The organism is Ralstonia mannitolilytica (assembly GCF_000954135.1).
GTDB lineage: Bacteria > Pseudomonadota > Gammaproteobacteria > Burkholderiales > Burkholderiaceae > Ralstonia > Ralstonia mannitolilytica.
Window position 1 is genome coordinate 463,895 of record NZ_CP010799.1, and the last position, 16,601, is coordinate 480,495.

General features: G+C 67.5%; 10 protein-coding genes. 4 read left to right on the forward strand and 6 right to left on the reverse strand.

The features are described 5' to 3' along the window. Positions 1-3 precede the first annotated feature (3 nt). The 3 genes from TK49_RS02270 to TK49_RS02280 all read left to right on the forward strand — a co-directional run bounded on the left by TK49_RS02270 (position 4) and on the right by TK49_RS02280 (position 4,038). On the forward strand, positions 4-1,278 hold the full coding sequence (locus tag TK49_RS02270; protein ID WP_045785257.1) for a M20/M25/M40 family metallo-hydrolase: 1,275 nt from the start codon (positions 4-6) through the stop codon (positions 1,276-1,278). Between the two features lie 169 nt (positions 1,279-1,447). Then, positions 1,448-3,502 carry an OPT family oligopeptide transporter gene (locus tag TK49_RS02275; RefSeq protein ID WP_045785258.1) on the forward strand — a complete coding sequence of 685 codons (2,055 nt, stop codon included), beginning with the start codon at positions 1,448-1,450 and terminating at the stop codon, positions 3,500-3,502. A gap of 20 nt (positions 3,503-3,522) precedes the next feature. Next, positions 3,523-4,038 carry a GNAT family N-acetyltransferase gene (locus TK49_RS02280; RefSeq protein WP_045787703.1) on the forward strand — a complete coding sequence of 172 codons (516 nt, stop codon included), beginning with the start codon at positions 3,523-3,525 and terminating at the stop codon, positions 4,036-4,038. A gap of 15 nt (positions 4,039-4,053) precedes the next feature. On the opposite strand, the gene TK49_RS02285 is transcribed toward TK49_RS02280, so the two are convergent. From TK49_RS02285 to hemE, 6 genes are all read right to left on the reverse strand, one after another. Then, on the reverse strand, positions 4,054-5,187 hold the full coding sequence (locus TK49_RS02285) for a YbdK family carboxylate-amine ligase (protein ID WP_045785259.1): 1,134 nt from the start codon (positions 5,185-5,187) through the stop codon (positions 4,054-4,056). Positions 5,188-5,192: 5 nt separating this feature from the next. Next, complete coding sequence (locus TK49_RS02290) at positions 5,193-6,416, reverse strand: cation:proton antiporter (protein WP_045785260.1); 1,224 nt, start codon at positions 6,414-6,416, stop codon at positions 5,193-5,195. Between the two features lie 197 nt (positions 6,417-6,613). Then, positions 6,614-7,747 carry a branched-chain amino acid ABC transporter substrate-binding protein gene (locus TK49_RS02295; RefSeq protein ID WP_045785261.1) on the reverse strand — a complete coding sequence of 378 codons (1,134 nt, stop codon included), beginning with the start codon at positions 7,745-7,747 and terminating at the stop codon, positions 6,614-6,616. 130 nt (positions 7,748-7,877) lie between these two features. Continuing rightward, positions 7,878-11,849 carry a trifunctional transcriptional regulator/proline dehydrogenase/L-glutamate gamma-semialdehyde dehydrogenase gene (gene putA / locus TK49_RS02300; RefSeq protein WP_045785262.1) on the reverse strand — a complete coding sequence of 1,324 codons (3,972 nt, stop codon included), beginning with the start codon at positions 11,847-11,849 and terminating at the stop codon, positions 7,878-7,880. A 308-nt stretch (positions 11,850-12,157) separates the two neighbouring features. Beyond that, positions 12,158-14,455: a primosomal protein N' gene (locus TK49_RS02310; RefSeq protein WP_045787704.1), complete on the reverse strand. Its 2,298-nt coding sequence runs from the start codon at positions 14,453-14,455 to the stop codon at positions 12,158-12,160. Positions 14,456-15,038: 583 nt separating this feature from the next. Then, positions 15,039-16,133, reverse strand: coding sequence for a uroporphyrinogen decarboxylase (gene hemE / locus TK49_RS02315; RefSeq protein WP_045785264.1), 1,095 nt, complete (start codon positions 16,131-16,133; stop codon positions 15,039-15,041). A 115-nt stretch (positions 16,134-16,248) separates the two neighbouring features. On the opposite strand from hemE, the gene TK49_RS02320 reads away from it, so the two are divergent. Further along, positions 16,249-16,596, forward strand: coding sequence for a GFA family protein (locus tag TK49_RS02320; protein ID WP_045785265.1), 348 nt, complete (start codon positions 16,249-16,251; stop codon positions 16,594-16,596). Positions 16,597-16,601: the final 5 nt, after the last annotated feature.

Below are 16,601 nucleotides of genomic sequence, written 5' to 3' on the forward strand. Positions count from 1 at the left end.
GACATGACCCAGGCTCAACTCACCGCCACCGGCATCGACGCGGACATCCGCGCGTTTGTCGAGGCGGGGCACGCGCAGCAGATCGACTTCCTGCGCGAGCTGGTGAAGGTGCCGTCGGACAACCCGCCCGGCGACTGCGCCCCGCACGCCGCGCGCGCCAAGGCACTGCTGGAAGGCCTTGGCCTGACCGTCGAGGCGCATGCGGTGCCCGAAGCGCAGGTGCGCGCAGCCGGCATGGCCAGCGCCACCAACCTCATCGTGCGCCACACGTTCGGCAGCGGCGGCCCGACCGTCGCCATGAACGCACACGGCGATGTCGTCCCGCCCGGCCTGGGCTGGACGCATGATCCGTACGGCGGCGAGATCGTCCAGACCGACCACGGCCCGACCATGTTCGGCCGCGGCGTGGCGGTGTCCAAATCGGATTTCGCGACGTACACGTGGGCGCTGCTGGCGCTCATCGACGCCGAGCAGCGCGGGGCGAAGCTCAACGGTACGGTCGAGCTGCATTTCACCTACGACGAGGAGACCGGCGGCGATGTCGGCCCGAAATGGCTGCTGGACCAGGGCCTGAGCCAGCCCGATTACGCCATCTCGGCCGGCTTTGCATACGGCATCACGTCGGCGCACAACGGCTGCCTGCACGTGGAGGTGACCGTGCGCGGCAGGCAGGCGCATGCCGCCATGCCGCACACCGGCATCGACGCCATCGAGGCGGCCACGCACATCCTGCAGGCCGTGTATGCGTATCGCGGGGAACTGGCGACGCGCAAGTCCGCCGTGCCGGGCATCGACCACGCCACGCTGAACGTCGGCCTGATCCAGGGCGGCATCAACACGAACGTCGTGCCCGATCTGGTGACGTTCCGCATCGACCGCCGGATGATTCCGGAAGAGGCCGGGCGCGATGCCCAGGAAGAGCTGCGTGCCGTGATCGAGCGCGCCGCGGCGGATCGCCCGGGCATCGAGGTGTCGGTCGAGCGCATCATCCTGGCCGAACCGCTGGCGGAATTGCCGGGCGTGCAGACGCTCATCGGGGCGTTGCGTCGCCATGCGCAGGCGGTGTTCGGCGGCGACGTGCCGGTCCACGGCGTGCCGCTGTACACCGATGCCCGGCACTACACCGCGCGCGGCGTCCCGACCGTTCTCTACGGTGCCGGGCCGCGTACGCTGATGGAAGCGCGCGGCCATAACACCGACGAGAACCTGCGGCTGCACGACCTGCGCGGCGCGACGGTCGTGGTGGGCTGCGCGGTGGCGGAACTGCTGGGCGCGTGATCGCCGCATCGTTGCATCGCTGCGTGCGGCCGGCCTTGCCGGCCCTTTGCATTTGCGCAATCCGCCGCAGAGCAGCGGATTAGAGGTTCGCTGCAACCCCCGACGCCCTCACCCGCCTCCTGCCCCTCCTATAATCCGGGCCACAAAACCCTCATCGGAGACCCGCAGGATGCAATCCCCCCATCCTTCCAAGCACATTCCGGCCGCAACCCTGCCGGAGCTGACGCTGCGCGGCATGATCCTCGGTGCCATCATCACCGTGATCTTTACCGCATCCAATGTGTACCTTGGCCTGAAAGTGGGCCTGACGTTCTCTTCCGCGATCCCGGCCGCCGTCATCTCGATGGCGGTGCTGCGCATGCTGGGCGGCACGAACATCCTCGAGAACAACATGGTGCAGACGCAGGCGTCCGCGGCCGGGACGCTGTCTTCCATCATCTTCATCCTGCCGGGCCTCGTGATGATCGGCCACTGGCAAGGCTTCCCGTTCTGGCAGACGTTCGGCGTGTGCATGGCCGGCGGCATGCTCGGCGTGGTGTTCACAATTCCGCTGCGTCACGCGATGGTCGTGCAGAGTGACCTGCCCTACCCCGAAGGCGTGGCCGCGGCGGAAATCCTGCGGGTGGGCAGCGGCCAGCTCGCCGACGGCTCCGATGCCACGGCCGACGACGCGGTGCCCGCTGCCACCGGCATGCGCGATATCGCCACCGGCGGCATCGTGGCGGCTGTGGTCGCGTTTGCGACCAGTGGCCTGCGTGTGCTGGGCGAAGGCGCGAGCTGGTGGCTTGCCGCCGGCGCATCGGTCGTGCGGCTGCCGCTCGGGTTTTCGACCGCGCTGCTGGGTGCCGGTTACCTGATCGGCGTGGTGGCCGGGATCGCCATGCTGGTGGGCCTGGTCATCGCGTGGGGCATCGCGGTGCCGTACCTGACGTCCATCACGCCGATGCCGGCGGGCAAGACGCTCGCCGCGTTCGGCACCGACGTGTGGCGCACGCAGGTGCGCTTCATCGGCGCGGGCGTGATCGCCGTGGCCGCCGTGTGGACGCTCGGCACGCTCATCGGCCCGGTGCTGCACGGCATGAAGCGCTCATTCGGCAGCCTGCGCCCGCAAGCGGACGCCACGCAGCGCACCGAGCAGGACATGGCGCCGCGCTGGATCCTCCTGGTCACGCTGGCCATGGTGGCCGTGCTGGTGATCACCTTTGCGGCCTTCCTGGCGCCCACCATGCTGTCGGCCGGCTCGCGCTGGACGCTCATTGCATGCGCGGTCGTCTTCGCCGTGGTGTTCGGCTTCCTGGTGGCCGCGGCGTGCGGCTACATGGCCGGGCTGATCGGTTCGTCGTCGAGCCCGATCTCGGGCATCGGCATCATCGCCATCACGCTGGTGTCGCTGCTGCTGTTGGCCGTGGGCGCGGACAACGGCCTGCTGGGCTCGCCGGAAGCGAGCCGGCTCGGCATCGCGCTGGCGATCTTCACGACCTCGGCGGTGGTGGCCGTGGCGACCATCTCGAACGACAACCTGCAGGATCTGAAGACCGGCTGGCTGGTCGGCGCCACGCCATGGCGGCAACAGGTGGCGCTGCTGATCGGCTGCGTGGCGGGCGCGGCGGTCATCTCGCCCGTGCTGGAGCTGCTGTACAACGCGTACGGCTTCCCCGGCGCACTGCCGCGTGCCGGCATGGACGCGTCGCAGGCGCTGTCCGCGCCGCAGGCGACGCTCATGACCGCCATCGCCACCGGCATCTTCACGCACCAGCTGGAATGGAACATGGTGATCGCGGGCATCGCCGTCGGCGTGATCCTGATCGCCATCGACTGGGCGCTCAAGCAGCGTGGCGGTGCCGCTCGGCTGCCGGTGCTGGCAGTGGGCATCGGCATCTACCTGCCGCCGACCGTGAGCACGGTGCTGGTGACGGGCGCGGTGCTGGCGTGGATCATCGAGAAGATCCTGGCCAGGCGCGCGCAGGCCGCGGGCGTGCCGTACGAGCGCTATGCCGAAGTGCCGAACCGCCACGGCGTGCTGCTCGCCTCGGGCCTGATCGTGGGCGAAAGCCTGGTCGGCGTGCTGATGGCGGCCATCATCGGCGCCACGGGCAAGGATGCGCCGCTGGCGGTCGTGGGCGCGTCGTTCGAAGGCACGGCGCAATGGCTTGGGCTGATCGTCTTCGCGTTGGTATGCTGGGCGTTCGCGCGCCGCGTGCTGGCCGTGCGCCCGACTCACTGACTGACGCCCGACGATTCACCATGCTGCTGCGCGACGCCACCGAAGCCGACCTGCCCGCGATCCTCGCCATCTACAACGACGTGATCGCCAACTCCAACGCGGTGTACACGGAGACGCTGTCCACCCTGGAAGACCGCCGCGCGTGGCTGGCGCTGCGCGCTACGCAGGGCTATCCGGTCCTGGTGGCCGACGACGACGGGCAGGTCGCAGGCTTTGCGTCGTTCGGCGACTTCCGGCCGTATCCGGGCTTCCGCACGACGGTCGAACACTCGGTGCACATCCACCGCGACTGGCGCGGCAAGGGCTTCGGCCGCGTGCTCGTGGAGGCGCTGTGCGAGCGCGCCGCAGCGCTGGGCAAACATGTGATGGTGGGCGCCATCGACGGGGCCAATGCGGCGTCGATCCGCCTGCACGAAAAGCTCGGCTTCAAGGAGGTGGGTCGCATGCCCGAGGCCGCCATCAAGCGTGGCCAGTGGCTCGACCTCGTCTTCATGCAGCGCGCTCTGCAGGCGCCGGGCCCGGCCGGCAACGGCTGACCGTCCGCCGGTGCTTCACGCAGGCTGCGTGGCGGCCTGCGCCCATCGGCCGCAACCGCGCCGCACGGTCTCGTGCAGGTTGCGGGTTTCGCGCTGGGCCGCGCGGATCCATTCCGCATCGGCATCGCGCGCTTCCACCACCTCCCGCACCATGTCGAGCGCGCCTTCGGACGACAGCGCCTCGGCATGCTCCGACAGCAGCTTGCTGGTTTCCAGGATGTGATCGGCCAGCGCGCCACGGTTGCCGGTGGCCGGGTCGACGTATTCGCCTGCCAGCCCGAAGCGGCACGCCTGGAAGCGGTTGAAGGTGTAGACGAGGTAGTCGTCCTCCACCGGCATGAACGGGCGATCGAGCAGCAGCCAGCGGCCCAGCGCCTGGATGTAGGCCGCGACGGCGGCGGCGCGCTCGACCGTCAACGGCGTGTCCATCACGCGGACTTCGATCGTGCCGTACTCGGGCTTGGGGCGGATGTCCCAGTAGAAATCCTTCATGCTTTCGATCACGCCGGTGGCGTGCATCTTGTCGAAGTACGCAATGAAGGCATCCCATGTCAGCACGAACGGCGCGCGGCCCGAGAGCGGAAACGCGCTCACCGAGTTCATGCGCGCCGAGGCAAACCCCGTATCCACACCCTGCACGAACGGCGAGGACGCCGCCAGCGCGATGAAGTGCGGCACGTAGCGCGACATGGCGTGCAGCAGGTACAGCGCATCGTCGGGGCTCGGGCAGCCCAGGTGCACGTGCTGGCCAAACACCGTGAACTGCTTGGCCAGATAGCCGTACAGCTCCGAGATGTACTGATATCGCGGCGACTGCGAAATCTGGCGCTGGCTCCACTGCTGGAACGGGTGCGTGCCGCCGCCGCAGATGCCGATGTTCAGCGCCGTCGCCGCTTCGGCCATGCGGTCGCGCATCTCGCGCAGCTGCCACAGGGCCTCGTCGTGGCTGTGGCAGATGCCGGTGGAGATCTCGATCATCGAGTCGGTGATCTCCGGCTTGATGTCGCCGGGATACTCCTTGCCCTTGAGCATGCGCAGCAAGTCCGGCGAGGCCGAGGCCAGGTCATAGTCGTGACGATTGACGAGCTGCAGTTCCAGCTCGACGCCAAACGTCAGTGCTTCGGATTTCGAGAACGGTTCAAGCGACATGGGGCTCAGTGCCTCCCTTCTTCCTGCCGTACCTCACCCGCCCAACGCAACGAACGTGCCGTGAGGATCGGTGCGGCAATCTGCTGGATCGCCAGCGTGCACAGGATGATGGCGGCCAGCGGCCCGCCGGTTTGCGGATACAGTACCGCGGTGTCGTGCATGAGCAGCCAAGACAGTCCCGACATCGGTCCGAGTGCCAGGCCCAGCGCCACGCTCTGGCGCATCGACAGGCCCGAGAACGAACCCAGCGCGGTCGTCGCCGCCAGCTTGGCAATGAAGCGCGACAGCACCAGCGCCACTGCGGCCACACCGCCGATCACCCAGTCCGATGCCTTGAGCGGCAGACCGAGCGAGACGATCATCACCACGATCAGGATGCTGCCCGCGCTGCCGAAGTGCGACGGCCACACGCGCGGGTGATCGTCCTGGTGCTTGAACACGACGCCCGCCAGCAGCAGCGTGAGCGGCACCGAGAGCTTGAGCAGCTTGGCCATCGCCAGGGCAAACAGCACCAGGCCGACAAGCACCAGAAACGCGTAGTGATCGTCACCCGCCATGCGGTGATACAGCGCATGGCCGACCTTGCCCGCCACCCAGGCCAGCAGCACGGAACCTGCCAGCAGGTACAGCGGATGCAGCAGCGCCGCACCCCAATGCCCGTATTCGCTGTGCAGCCAGCCCGCGGTCAGCGGCACCAGCACGCTCGCGTAGATGCTGTTGAGCGCGCCGAGCGAAAGCAGCCGCTCCGTCACCTGGCCTTCGGCGCGCAGTTCGTTCTTCAATTGCAGCAGCACCGTCGGCGACGTGGCCACGGCGATGGCGCCTGCGGCCACCGCCACCGGCACCGCCACACCGAACAGCTGCAGCACCCACGTGACGAGGCCCCAGGTCAGCAGGCTCTCGAAGCCACTGGTCAGCAACAGCCAACGATTGGCGCGCAGCCACTCGAACGAGAGCCGGTGCCCGAGCTCGAACAGCGCGAGCGCCAGCGCCATCTCGATGAGGATGTGGGTCTGGTCGAGCATGTCGGCGTCGATGAGCGGGCGGCCCAGCACACCCGCCACCAATCCGGCCGCCGCATAGCCCACGATGCGCGGCAGCCGCAGCGCCACGCGCGCAAACTCGCCGCACAGGGCCGCGCCCACCAGCGCCAGCCCGATCCAGAACAGGCCGCCCGGTTCCGGCGGCCACGAGGGGAAGAGATCGTGAAGTCCTGTCATGGCCGACATGGTACCCGAAGCACCCAAATGTAAAAGTCAGCCAAGCACTGACACGCGATACCGCCTCGTTACACGATATTTAACAATAGATCGATGATTTTCGATGCAGATACCGGCAAGTCTGCGTTTTGAGCGCATTACCGCAGGCAAAGAAAAACCGCCCCGGGGGGCGGTTCTCATACTGCGGACGGCGGAAGCCGGACGGATTACTTCCCGCCCACGCTCTCCAGCGGGACCCACTTGCCGCCGGTGACCTTGTAGACGGTGATGCCGCCGTCCTTCAGGTCGCCCTTGTCGTCGTAGGCATAGTGCTTGGCGGTCACGCCCTGCATGTTGGTGGCAGCCAGGATCGGCAGGTACTTCGCCGGGTCCGACGAGCCGGCCTTGACCATGGCCTGCATCAGCGCCATCGCGCCGTCATAGGCGTACGGCGAGTACGTCTGCACCGGCGTGCCGAAGCGCTTCTCATAGCGCTGCTTGTAAGCGGCGCCGCCCGGCATCTGTTCCAGGGGCAGGCCGGCCAGCGAGCACACCACGCCTTCGGCAGCCTGCGCGCCCGCCAGCTTGATGAACTCGTCGGTCTTGGACATTTCGCCCGAGATCAGCGTCGACTTGATGCCCAGCTCGCGCATCTGCTTGACCAGCGGTGCCGACTGGCCTTCCGCGCCGCCGTAGAACACGGCGTCCGGCTTCTTGGCCTTGATCTGCGTGAGGATGGCCTTGAAGTCGGTCGCCTTGTCGTTGGTGAACTCGCGACGCACGATGGTGGCGCCGGCAGCCTTGGCGGCCTTCTCGAATTCGTCCGCCAGGCCTTGGCCATATGCGGTGCGGTCATCGATGATGGCGATGTTCTTGTAGCCAAGCTTCTTGACGGCGTACGTGCCGACCACCGAACCCTGCTGGGTGTCGGAAGTCATCATGCGGAACGTCGTCTTGTAGCCCTGCTTGGTGTATTCCGGCGCCGTGGCCATCGCGATTTCCGCAATGCCGGCATTGTTGTAGATGCGCGAAGCCGGAATGGTCGTACCCGAGTTGAAGTGGCCGAGCATGCCCTTGATGCCGCTGTCCACGAGCTTCTGCGCGACGGTCGTGCCGGTCTTCGGGTCAGCCTGGTCGTCTTCCGAGATCAGCTGGAACTTGACTTCCTTGCCGGCGATCTTCGGCTTGGTGGCGTTGAACTCCTCCACGGCCAGCGTCAGGCCGTTCTGCATGTCCTTGCCGTACTGGGCCTGGGGACCGGTCATCGGGCCGGCGTAGCCGAGCTTGATGACTTCCTGCGCCGATGCTGCACCACCCAGCGCACACAGCGCCGCCGCCACCCACAGTTGCTTCAATTTCATTTGTGCGTCTCCTAGTTCAAACGCAATTTGGATCCATAGCGCGACGGGATCACCGCCGCCCTCCTCCCGCTTCGCATCCCATCCGCACCCGTCGTACGAATCGAACCGCGAATCCTGCTCTTGCTCCCCGTCAGCCGATGGTCATCAGGCTGGCGTTACCACCCGCCGCGGCCGTATTGACCGACAGCGAACGCTCGATCAGCAGGCGCTCCAGCGCCAGCCCTTCCCCGCCATGCGGCAGACCTTGCACGCCGACGATCGGGCCGGCACGCCGCGCCAGGCCTTCGCAGATGGCGCGCAGATGGTCCGAATCGCCGTGGTGCAGCACCGCGTCGAAGGCCGCTTCTTCCAGCGTCCCCACCACGCGGACGCGCGATTGTACTGCCGCCGGCAGGGTACGCAGTACCGCTTCAATGGCAGGGTTTTCCTGCACCACAGCGACGCTGCCGACGGCCAGCACGGCCGCCAGCTGGCGCAGCCAGTCGGCCGGATCCGCCGCCACGCACAGCACCGCATCGCGCGGCAACAGCGTGTAGGTATTGCGCTCGCCGGTGGGGCCCGGCAGCGTGGCCGTGGCGCCCGTCGCCGTGGCGGCCGCCAGGCGTTCGCACAGCGCTGCCAGCGCCGGCGATTGCTTGCGGGCCCAGTCCGTCAGGGCATCGAACGGGGCCAGCAGCGCGCGACGCGCGTCGGTGTCGACTTCGGTGCCGGCGCCTGCGGTCAGCTGCAATGCGGTGCGCATGGCGTCCTGCGGGCACGTCGACAGCAGGCGCAGCAGGTACAGCGGGCCGCCCGCCTTCGGGCCGGTGCCCGACAGGCCCTCGCCGCCGAACGGCTGCACGCCGACCACGGCGCCGACGATATTGCGGTTCACATACAGGTTGCCGACGTGCGCGCGATCCACGACGTGCGCGATGGTCTCGTCGATGCGCGTGTGGATGCCCAGCGTCAGACCGTAGCCCGTGCCGTTGATCTGTTCGATGAGCTTGGTCAGGCCCGTGTTGTCGGCGGTGCGCTTCCAGCGGATCACGTGCAGCACGGGGCCGAAAATCTCGCGCGTCAGATCCGACAAGCTGTCGAGCTCGATGACCGTCGGCGGCACGAAGGTGCCGTGCGCGCAGGCATCGGGCACCGGCGTCTGGTGCACGCGGCGGCCCTTGGCGCGCATCGCCTCGATGTGGCCGACGATGTTGTCGCGCGCTTCGGCGTCGATCACCGGGCCCACATCGGTGGACAGCCGGTCGGGATTGCCCATCGCCAGTTCGGCCATGCCGCCCTTGAGCATCGCCAGCACGCGGTCGGCCACGTCATCCTGCAGGCACAGCACGCGCAGCGCCGAGCAGCGCTGCCCCGCCGAATCGAACGCAGACGACAGCACATCGGCCACCACCTGCTCGGCCAGCGCGGACGAATCGACGATCATCGCGTTCTGGCCGCCGGTCTCGGCGATCAGCGGGATCGGCGCACCGTTGGCATCCAAGCGGCCGGCCAGCGTGCGCTGCAGGATGCGCGCAACTTCGGTCGAACCGGTGAACATCACACCCTTGGTGCGCCCGTCCTTCACCAGCGCCGCGCCGACAGTCTCACCGCGGCCCGGCAGCAGTTGCACGGCACCGGCCGGCACGCCGGCTTCGCGCAGGATGCGTACGGCTTGCGCCGCGATCAGCGGAGTCTGTTCAGCGGGCTTGGCCAGCACCGGGTTGCCCGCAGCCAGCGCGGCACTGACCTGGCCGGTGAAGATCGCCAGCGGGAAGTTCCACGGGCTGATGCAGACCACCGGGCCTAGCGGGCGATGCGTGTCATTCGAGAACCCGCCGCGCACCTGCGCCGCGTAGTAGCGCAGGAAGTCGACGGCCTCGCGCACTTCGGCGATGGCGTTGGACAGCGTCTTGCCCGCCTCGCGGATGATCAGGCCCATCAGGTGCTGCATCTCGCCTTCCATCAGGTCGGCGGCGCGATCGAGCAGCGCGGCGCGCGCTTCCGGCGGCGTCGCTTGCCAGATTGGGGCGGCAGCCGTGGCGGCCGCGAGTGCGGCGTCGACGTCCGCCTCATTGGCTTCGGTCACGTGGCCGACGATGTCGCGCAGGTCTGCCGGATTGCGCACGGGCTGCGGTGTGCCGCCGGTGTACGGCGCATCGCCGATGGTCGGCTCGGCCGTCCAGACCGTGCTCGTGCCCGCCAGCAGCGCCGACGACAGCGACGCCAGGCGCTGCTCGTTGGCCAGGTCGATACCGGCCGAGTTCACGCGGACGTTGCCATACAGATTGCGCGGCAGCGGAATCTTCGGATGCGGCAGGCCGAGCGTCCCTTCCTCGGCGTGCATCTTCTCCACCACCTCCACCGGGTCGGCGACGAGGTCGTCCAGCGGGATCGACTCGTCCGCAATGCGGTTCACGAACGAGGTGTTGGCACCGTTTTCCAGCAGACGGCGCACCAGGTAGGCGAGCAGCGTTTCATGCGTGCCGACCGGCGCATAGATGCGGCACGGGCGGTTCAGCTTGCCCGGCTTGTTGCCGACGACCTGTTCGTACAGCGGCTCGCCCATGCCGTGCAGGCACTGGAATTCGTACTGGCCGGGGTAATAGTTCTGGCCGGCCATGTGGTAGATGGCCGCCAGCGTGTGCGCGTTGTGCGTGGCGAACTGCGGGAAGATCGCGTCCGGCGCGGCCAGCAGCTTGCGTGCGCACGCCAGGTACGACACGTCGGTGTAGACCTTGCGCGTGTAGACCGGATAGCCCTCCAGCCCGTCGACCTGCGCACGCTTGATCTCGCTGTCCCAGTACGCGCCCTTCACCAGGCGGATCATCAGGCGATGCTTGCTGCGGCGGGCCAGGTCGATGATGTAGTCGAGCACGAACGGGCAGCGCTTCTGGTAGCCCTGCACCACGAAGCCGATGCCGTTCCAGCCGGCCAGCTCCGGTGCAAAGCACAGGCGCTCCAGCAGGTCGAGCGACAGCTCCAGGCGGTCGGCTTCTTCCGCATCGATGTTGATGCCGATGTCGTATTCGCGGGCCAGCATCGCCAGACCCTTCACGCGCGGATACAGCTCGTTGATCGTGCGCTCGTATTGCGCGCGGCTGTAGCGCGGGTGCAGCGCCGACAGCTTGATCGAGATGCCCGGCCCTTCGTAGATGCCGCGCCCGCCCGAAGCCTGCCCGATCGCGCGGATGGCCTGCTCGTACGACGCGAGGTAGCGCTGGGCGTCTTCCTCCGTCATCGCGGCCTCGCCGAGCATGTCGTAGGAGTAGCGGAAGCCCTCGGCTTCGAACTTGCGCGCGTTGGCCAGCGCTTCGGAAATGGTTTCGCCGGTGACGAACTGCTCGCCCATCAGGCGCATCGCCATGTCCACGCCCTTGCGGATCAGCGGCTCGCCGCTCTTGCCGATGATGCGCGTGAGCGCGCGCGACAAGCCCGCTTCATTGTGCGTGGCGACCAGCTTGCCCGTCAGCAGCAGACCCCAGGTGGCCGCGTTCACGAACAGCGACGGGCTCTGGCCGAGGTGCGAATGCCAGTTGCCGTTGCTGATCTTGTCGCGGATGAGCGCGTCGCGCGTGGCCTTGTCGGGAATGCGCAGCAGCGCCTCGGCCAGGCACATCAGCGCCACGCCTTCCTGGCTCGACAGCGAGAATTCCTGGATCAGGCCCTGCACCAGACCTTCGCGGCCGGTGCCGACCTTTTGCGTGCGCAGCTTGCCGGCGAGGTTGCGGGCGAGCTGCTTCGCGTCCGAGGCGAGCGCGCCCGGCAGGCGGGCCTGCTCCAGCAGCATCGGAATGGCTTCGGTTTCCGGCCGGCGGTAGGCCGCCGTGATGGCAGCGCGCAGGACCGATTGCGGTTGCACGCTCTGCGCAAATTCGAGGAACGGTTGCACCGTGGGCTCGTCACCCTCGTGCACGTCCGAGACGGCTGCGGCGGCGGACGGGAGGCCATCCGCCGCCGGGCCGTTTGCATCAGTTGGCAGCTGCCCCCGCTCCACTTGATCCAGATACGTGAAGATCGCCTGCTTGATCAGCCAATGCGGCGTGCGGTCAATGGACTGCGCAACGCGCTTGAGGCGTTCACGCGAAGCATCGTCCAGCTTGACCCCGAGGGTGGTTGTAGCCATGTGGGTTCCTATCCAAAGCTGCCATTGCCAAGGCTTGTGGCCGGCAAATTGGGCGGATCATACGCCTGGCGAAGCCGATGGTGCAACCTAGTGAAACCCCTTGGTTCGAAATGGGTAGATTGGGGTGCAACCGGAGAGGGGGTTGGGGGCTTTTGGGGCGACTTTATTGTTTTGGTGGGTGGGTTTTTTGGCTTTTGGTGCATCCCTTGTTTCATCCCCTGCCGGGGCTGACTCACTTTCTTTGGTCTTGCCCAAAGAAAAGTAAGTCGGTCCCGGCAGGGAACGAAAGGAGGGTGGACCACCAGCCCTCAAATCCTCAAAGGATCAATCTCCAACTGCCACCGCACCCCCTTCACAGTCTTGCCAATCCCCGCAAACCCCTCAGTCCAGGCCGTCAAAAGCTTCTGCAACGCCGCGCGAGAACCCGATTCCACCAGCAACTGCGCCCGCTCGCGGTTGGCCAGGCGCACCATCGTCATGGGCACCGGATCATGCAAAAACACCGGCGCGCCCAATTCAGCGGCCAAGGCTTCACCAGCCGAACGCGCGGCGCCCAAGAACTCCAGCGCGCGTGCGACTTCCTTGTGCTCTGCGGTCAACAACGCCTGATAGGCAAACGGCGGCAGCCCGGCCTGTTTGCGCTCCCGCAGCAGCTGGCGCGCAAAACCGTCATAGTCGTGCCGAACCAGCGCCTGCAGCGCCGGTGCGTCGGGATACCGCGTCTGAATCAGCACCTCGCCGGCCAAGCCCGCCCGGCCCGCGCGGCCCGCCACCTGCATCAGCGAGGCAAAGAGATGCTCCCCCGCGCGGAAGTCGTGCGAGAACAGCGAGGAATCGGGCGCGACCACGCCCACCAGCGTCACGCGCTGGAAGTCGTGCCCCTTGGCGACCATCTGCGTGCCGATCAGGATATCGACGCTGCCTTCGTGCACGGTGTCGAATAGCGCTTCGGCGCTGCCCTTGTGGCGGGTGGAATCGGCGTCGATGCGGGCGACGCGGGCCTGCGGGAACAGCTCGCCGAGCGTCTCTTCGATGCGTTGCGTGCCGCGCCCGAGCGGGGCGATATCGACGTTGCCGCAGTCGGGACAGTGATGCGGGATGCGCGATTCATGGCCGCAGTGGTGGCAGCGCAGGCGGCGCTCGGGCTTGTGCAGCACCAGGTACGCGGAGCAGCGCGGGCAGCCCGACAGCCAGCCGCACGCATCGCATGACAGCACCGGCGCGTAACCGCGGCGGTTGAGGAACAGCAGGCTCTGTTCGCCGCGCGCGAGGCGCTCCGCCATCGCGTCGACGAGCGGTTTGGACAGCCCGTCGCGGATCTCCCGCCCGGCGCGGCGCTCCAGATTGAGGTCGATGAGCGACACGCGCGGCAACACCGCCTCGGCTTGCGCGCGGTGCGATAGCGTCAGGCGCGTGGTGGCGTTCTGTTCGGCGCGCCACCAGGTTTCCAGCGACGGCGTGGCCGAACCGAGCACGACGGGAATCTGGCGCTGCTTGGCCCGCCACAGCGCCAGGTCCCGCGCCGAATAACGCAAGCCTTCCTGCTGCTTGTACGACGTGTCGTGCTCTTCGTCGACGAGGATGAGCGCGAGGTTCGGCAGCGACGCCAGCATCGCCAGCCGTGTGCCGAGCACGATGCGCGCCTCGCCGCGGTGTGCAGCCAGCCAGTTCAGCGCGCGCGGCTGCTCCGCCAGGCCGCTGTGCAGGGCGGCCATCGGCACGCCGGGAAAACGCGCGGCGATGCGCGCCTGGAGCTGCGGCGTCAGGTTGATCTCGGGCACCAGCATCAGGACCTGGGCAGCCGGGTCGCGCGCCAGGGTGTCGGCGATCGCGTGAAGGTAGACCTCCGTCTTGCCGCTGCCCGTCACGCCGTACAGCAGGAAGGGGCTGAACGTGCCCTGCGCTCCGGCCTCGGCAATGGCGCTCACGGCCGCCGCCTGTTCGGCATTCAAGGCCGGCGCGCCGGATGGCTCGGGCAGCGACGGCGGCTGCGGCAGCAGCAGCTTCGGGCGCAACTCGGCGCGCAGCCAGCCGAGCGCCGCCCAGTCGCGCAGCTTGGCAATGGCCTGCCCGTGCAGCGCGACGGCGGCGCTGGTGGAAAGCTCGCCGTCGCCGGTCAGCGCTTCGGCCAGCCGCATGGCGCCGGGGGCGCGCCTGGGAACGCTGTCCAGCAATGCCGCACGGGCCGGCTCCACCATCACGTAGACCGTTTCGGTGGCCTGCCGGGCGAGGTTGTCCCAACTGCCCGGGGTCCGCCACAGCGGCGGCAACGCGGGCAGCGTCACTTCACCGAGCGCGCGGTGGTAATAGCCCGCGGCAAATTCGGCCAGCGCACGCCATTCGGCGTCCAACGGCGGCACCCAGTCCAGCACGCGCTCGACGTCGCGCAATTTGTCTTGCGGCACGTCGGTGGTGGCGGCGGTCTCCACCACGAGCGCCACCACGCGGCGGTTGCCGAATGGCACGACCACGAGTTGCCCCGGCAGCACGGGCTGCGCGCAACGGTAGTCAAACACGGCGTCGAGCGGCGTGTCGATCACGACACGCGCGATGGCGGCCGCCACGGGGCCATCGGTAATCGCAACGTCGACGTGGGTGGTGGTCATGCGAAGCACAAGCGGTTGAAAGGCCAAGAGATTGTTGCAGCGCATCGGCGCAGCCGCACGTCAGAAAAGCGCACCCGCCATCTCACCTTGCCGCCGCAACGACCGCCCCAGCCGGCGCGATGTTCAAGTACTACTTGAGATTTGTGCCTTGACGCCCTGATCGGTGACCGGTTTTCCAGGCTATCCACACAAGCTGTGGATAACTTTGTTGAAAAGTCGCTCGCGGCGCCCGCGAAGGCCGATAAATCCAGCGCTTTTCTAGCTTGCACGATTTCCGCGCACGCCGCATTCTTCCAAAAAAATCAAACACTTATGCGATGGATGTGGCAAGCACCTCCTGTTGCGCCGCGAAAAAACCCCGCCGCGACAGCTTTGTGCATAAGTCAAGTCTTGACAGCCCGCTTGCGCACCAAAACGCGCGAAATAAATCGCTTGACAGCAGGCCAGGGCCAGATGGGGCCACCGGCGGGCGAGTAGTCACTCACCCTCGGCGCACCAAAGCGGCGACGATTCCACTCGTGCCGCCGGCTTCACGCACCGCGACGGCTCAATTCAAACGCCATCGCGCCGCAGCATGGCCCCGTTAAGCCGCCTTTGCGCGCAGCGTCCGGCTGAAGCTGTGCACCTCGTCCACCAGCACCGACACCGCCTCGGGAGGGGTGAACTGCGAGATGCCGTGGCCGAGGTTGAAGATGTGGCCATCGCTGCCACCGCCGGCTGCATAGTCTTCCAGCACGCGGCGCGCTTGCGCGCGGATCGCCTCCGGCTCGGCAAACAGCACGGTGGGGTCCAGGTTGCCTTGCAGGGCAATGCGGCCCGCCGTTCGCTGGCGGGCGCGCTGCAGGCTGACGGTCCAGTCCACACCCAGCGCGTCGGCACCGGTCTCGGCCATGGCTTCGAGCCACAGGCCGCCGCCCTTGGTGAAGAGGATGACCGGCACACGCTGGCCGTCGGCGCCAGCGCGAATGCCTTGCACCACGCGCGCCATGTAGGCCAGCGAGAACTCATGGTAGATGCCGTCGGCCAGCGCCCCGCCCCACGTATCGAAGATCTGCACGGCCTGGGCACCGGCATCGATCTGCGCATTCAGATAGTCGATCACGGCCTGCGCGTTGATCTCCAGGATGCGGTGCATCAGGTCCGGGCGCGCGTAGAGCATCGACTTGACGGTGCGGAAGTCGTCCGAACCGCCGCCTTCCACCATGTAGCAGGCGAGCGTCCACGGGCTGCCCGAGAAGCCGATGAGCGGCACGCGCTGCCGGCCGTCCTGGACGAGCGCACGGCGGATTTCCGCCACGGCGTCAAACACGTATTGCAGCGACGACATGTCCGGCACCGACAGCGCCGCCACATCGGCTTCCGTGCGCACCGGCTTGGCAAAGCGCGGCCCCTCGCCTTGCGCGAACGACAGCCCCAGGCCCATGGCGTCGGGCACGGTCAGGATGTCGGAAAACAGGATTGCCGCGTCCAACGGGTAGCGATCCAGCGGCTGCAACGTCACCTCGGTCGCATACGCCGGCGACTTGGCCAGGCCGAGGAAGCTGCCGGCTCGCGCGCGCGTGGCGTTGTACTCGGGCAGATAGCGGCCCGCCTGGCGCATCAGCCACAGCGGCGTGTAGTCGGTCGGCTGGCGGCGCAGGGCGCGCAGGAAGGTGTCGTTGGCGAGCGGTGCGGACATGGCGGATGCGGTTTTACGAAGGGGGCCATTGTAAGGGATGGTGTTTTTGGGCCATCCGCCGGTGTCGCCTATAGTGGAGCCCGCCCATTCCATCCCACCCCCCGAGGAGCCCTGCATGACACACAAGGGAAGCTGCCACTGCGGACACGTCGCCTTCGAAGTCGAAGGCCACCCGGAAAGCGCCATGGCCTGCAACTGCTCGATCTGCCGGCGCAAGGGCTCACTGCTGTGGTTCGTGCCTCGCGACAAGGTGCGCCTGCTCACACCGGAAGCCAACGCCAGCACCTACGTCTTCAACAAGCACGTGATCAATCACCGCTTCTGCCCGACGTGCGGCATCCACCCGTATGCCGAGGGCAAGATGCCCGATGGCACACCGACGATCGCGGTCAACATCCGCTGCCTGGAAGACATCGACCTGGACAGCGTGCCCGTCAAGCACTTCGACGGCCGTTCGATGTAGCCCCC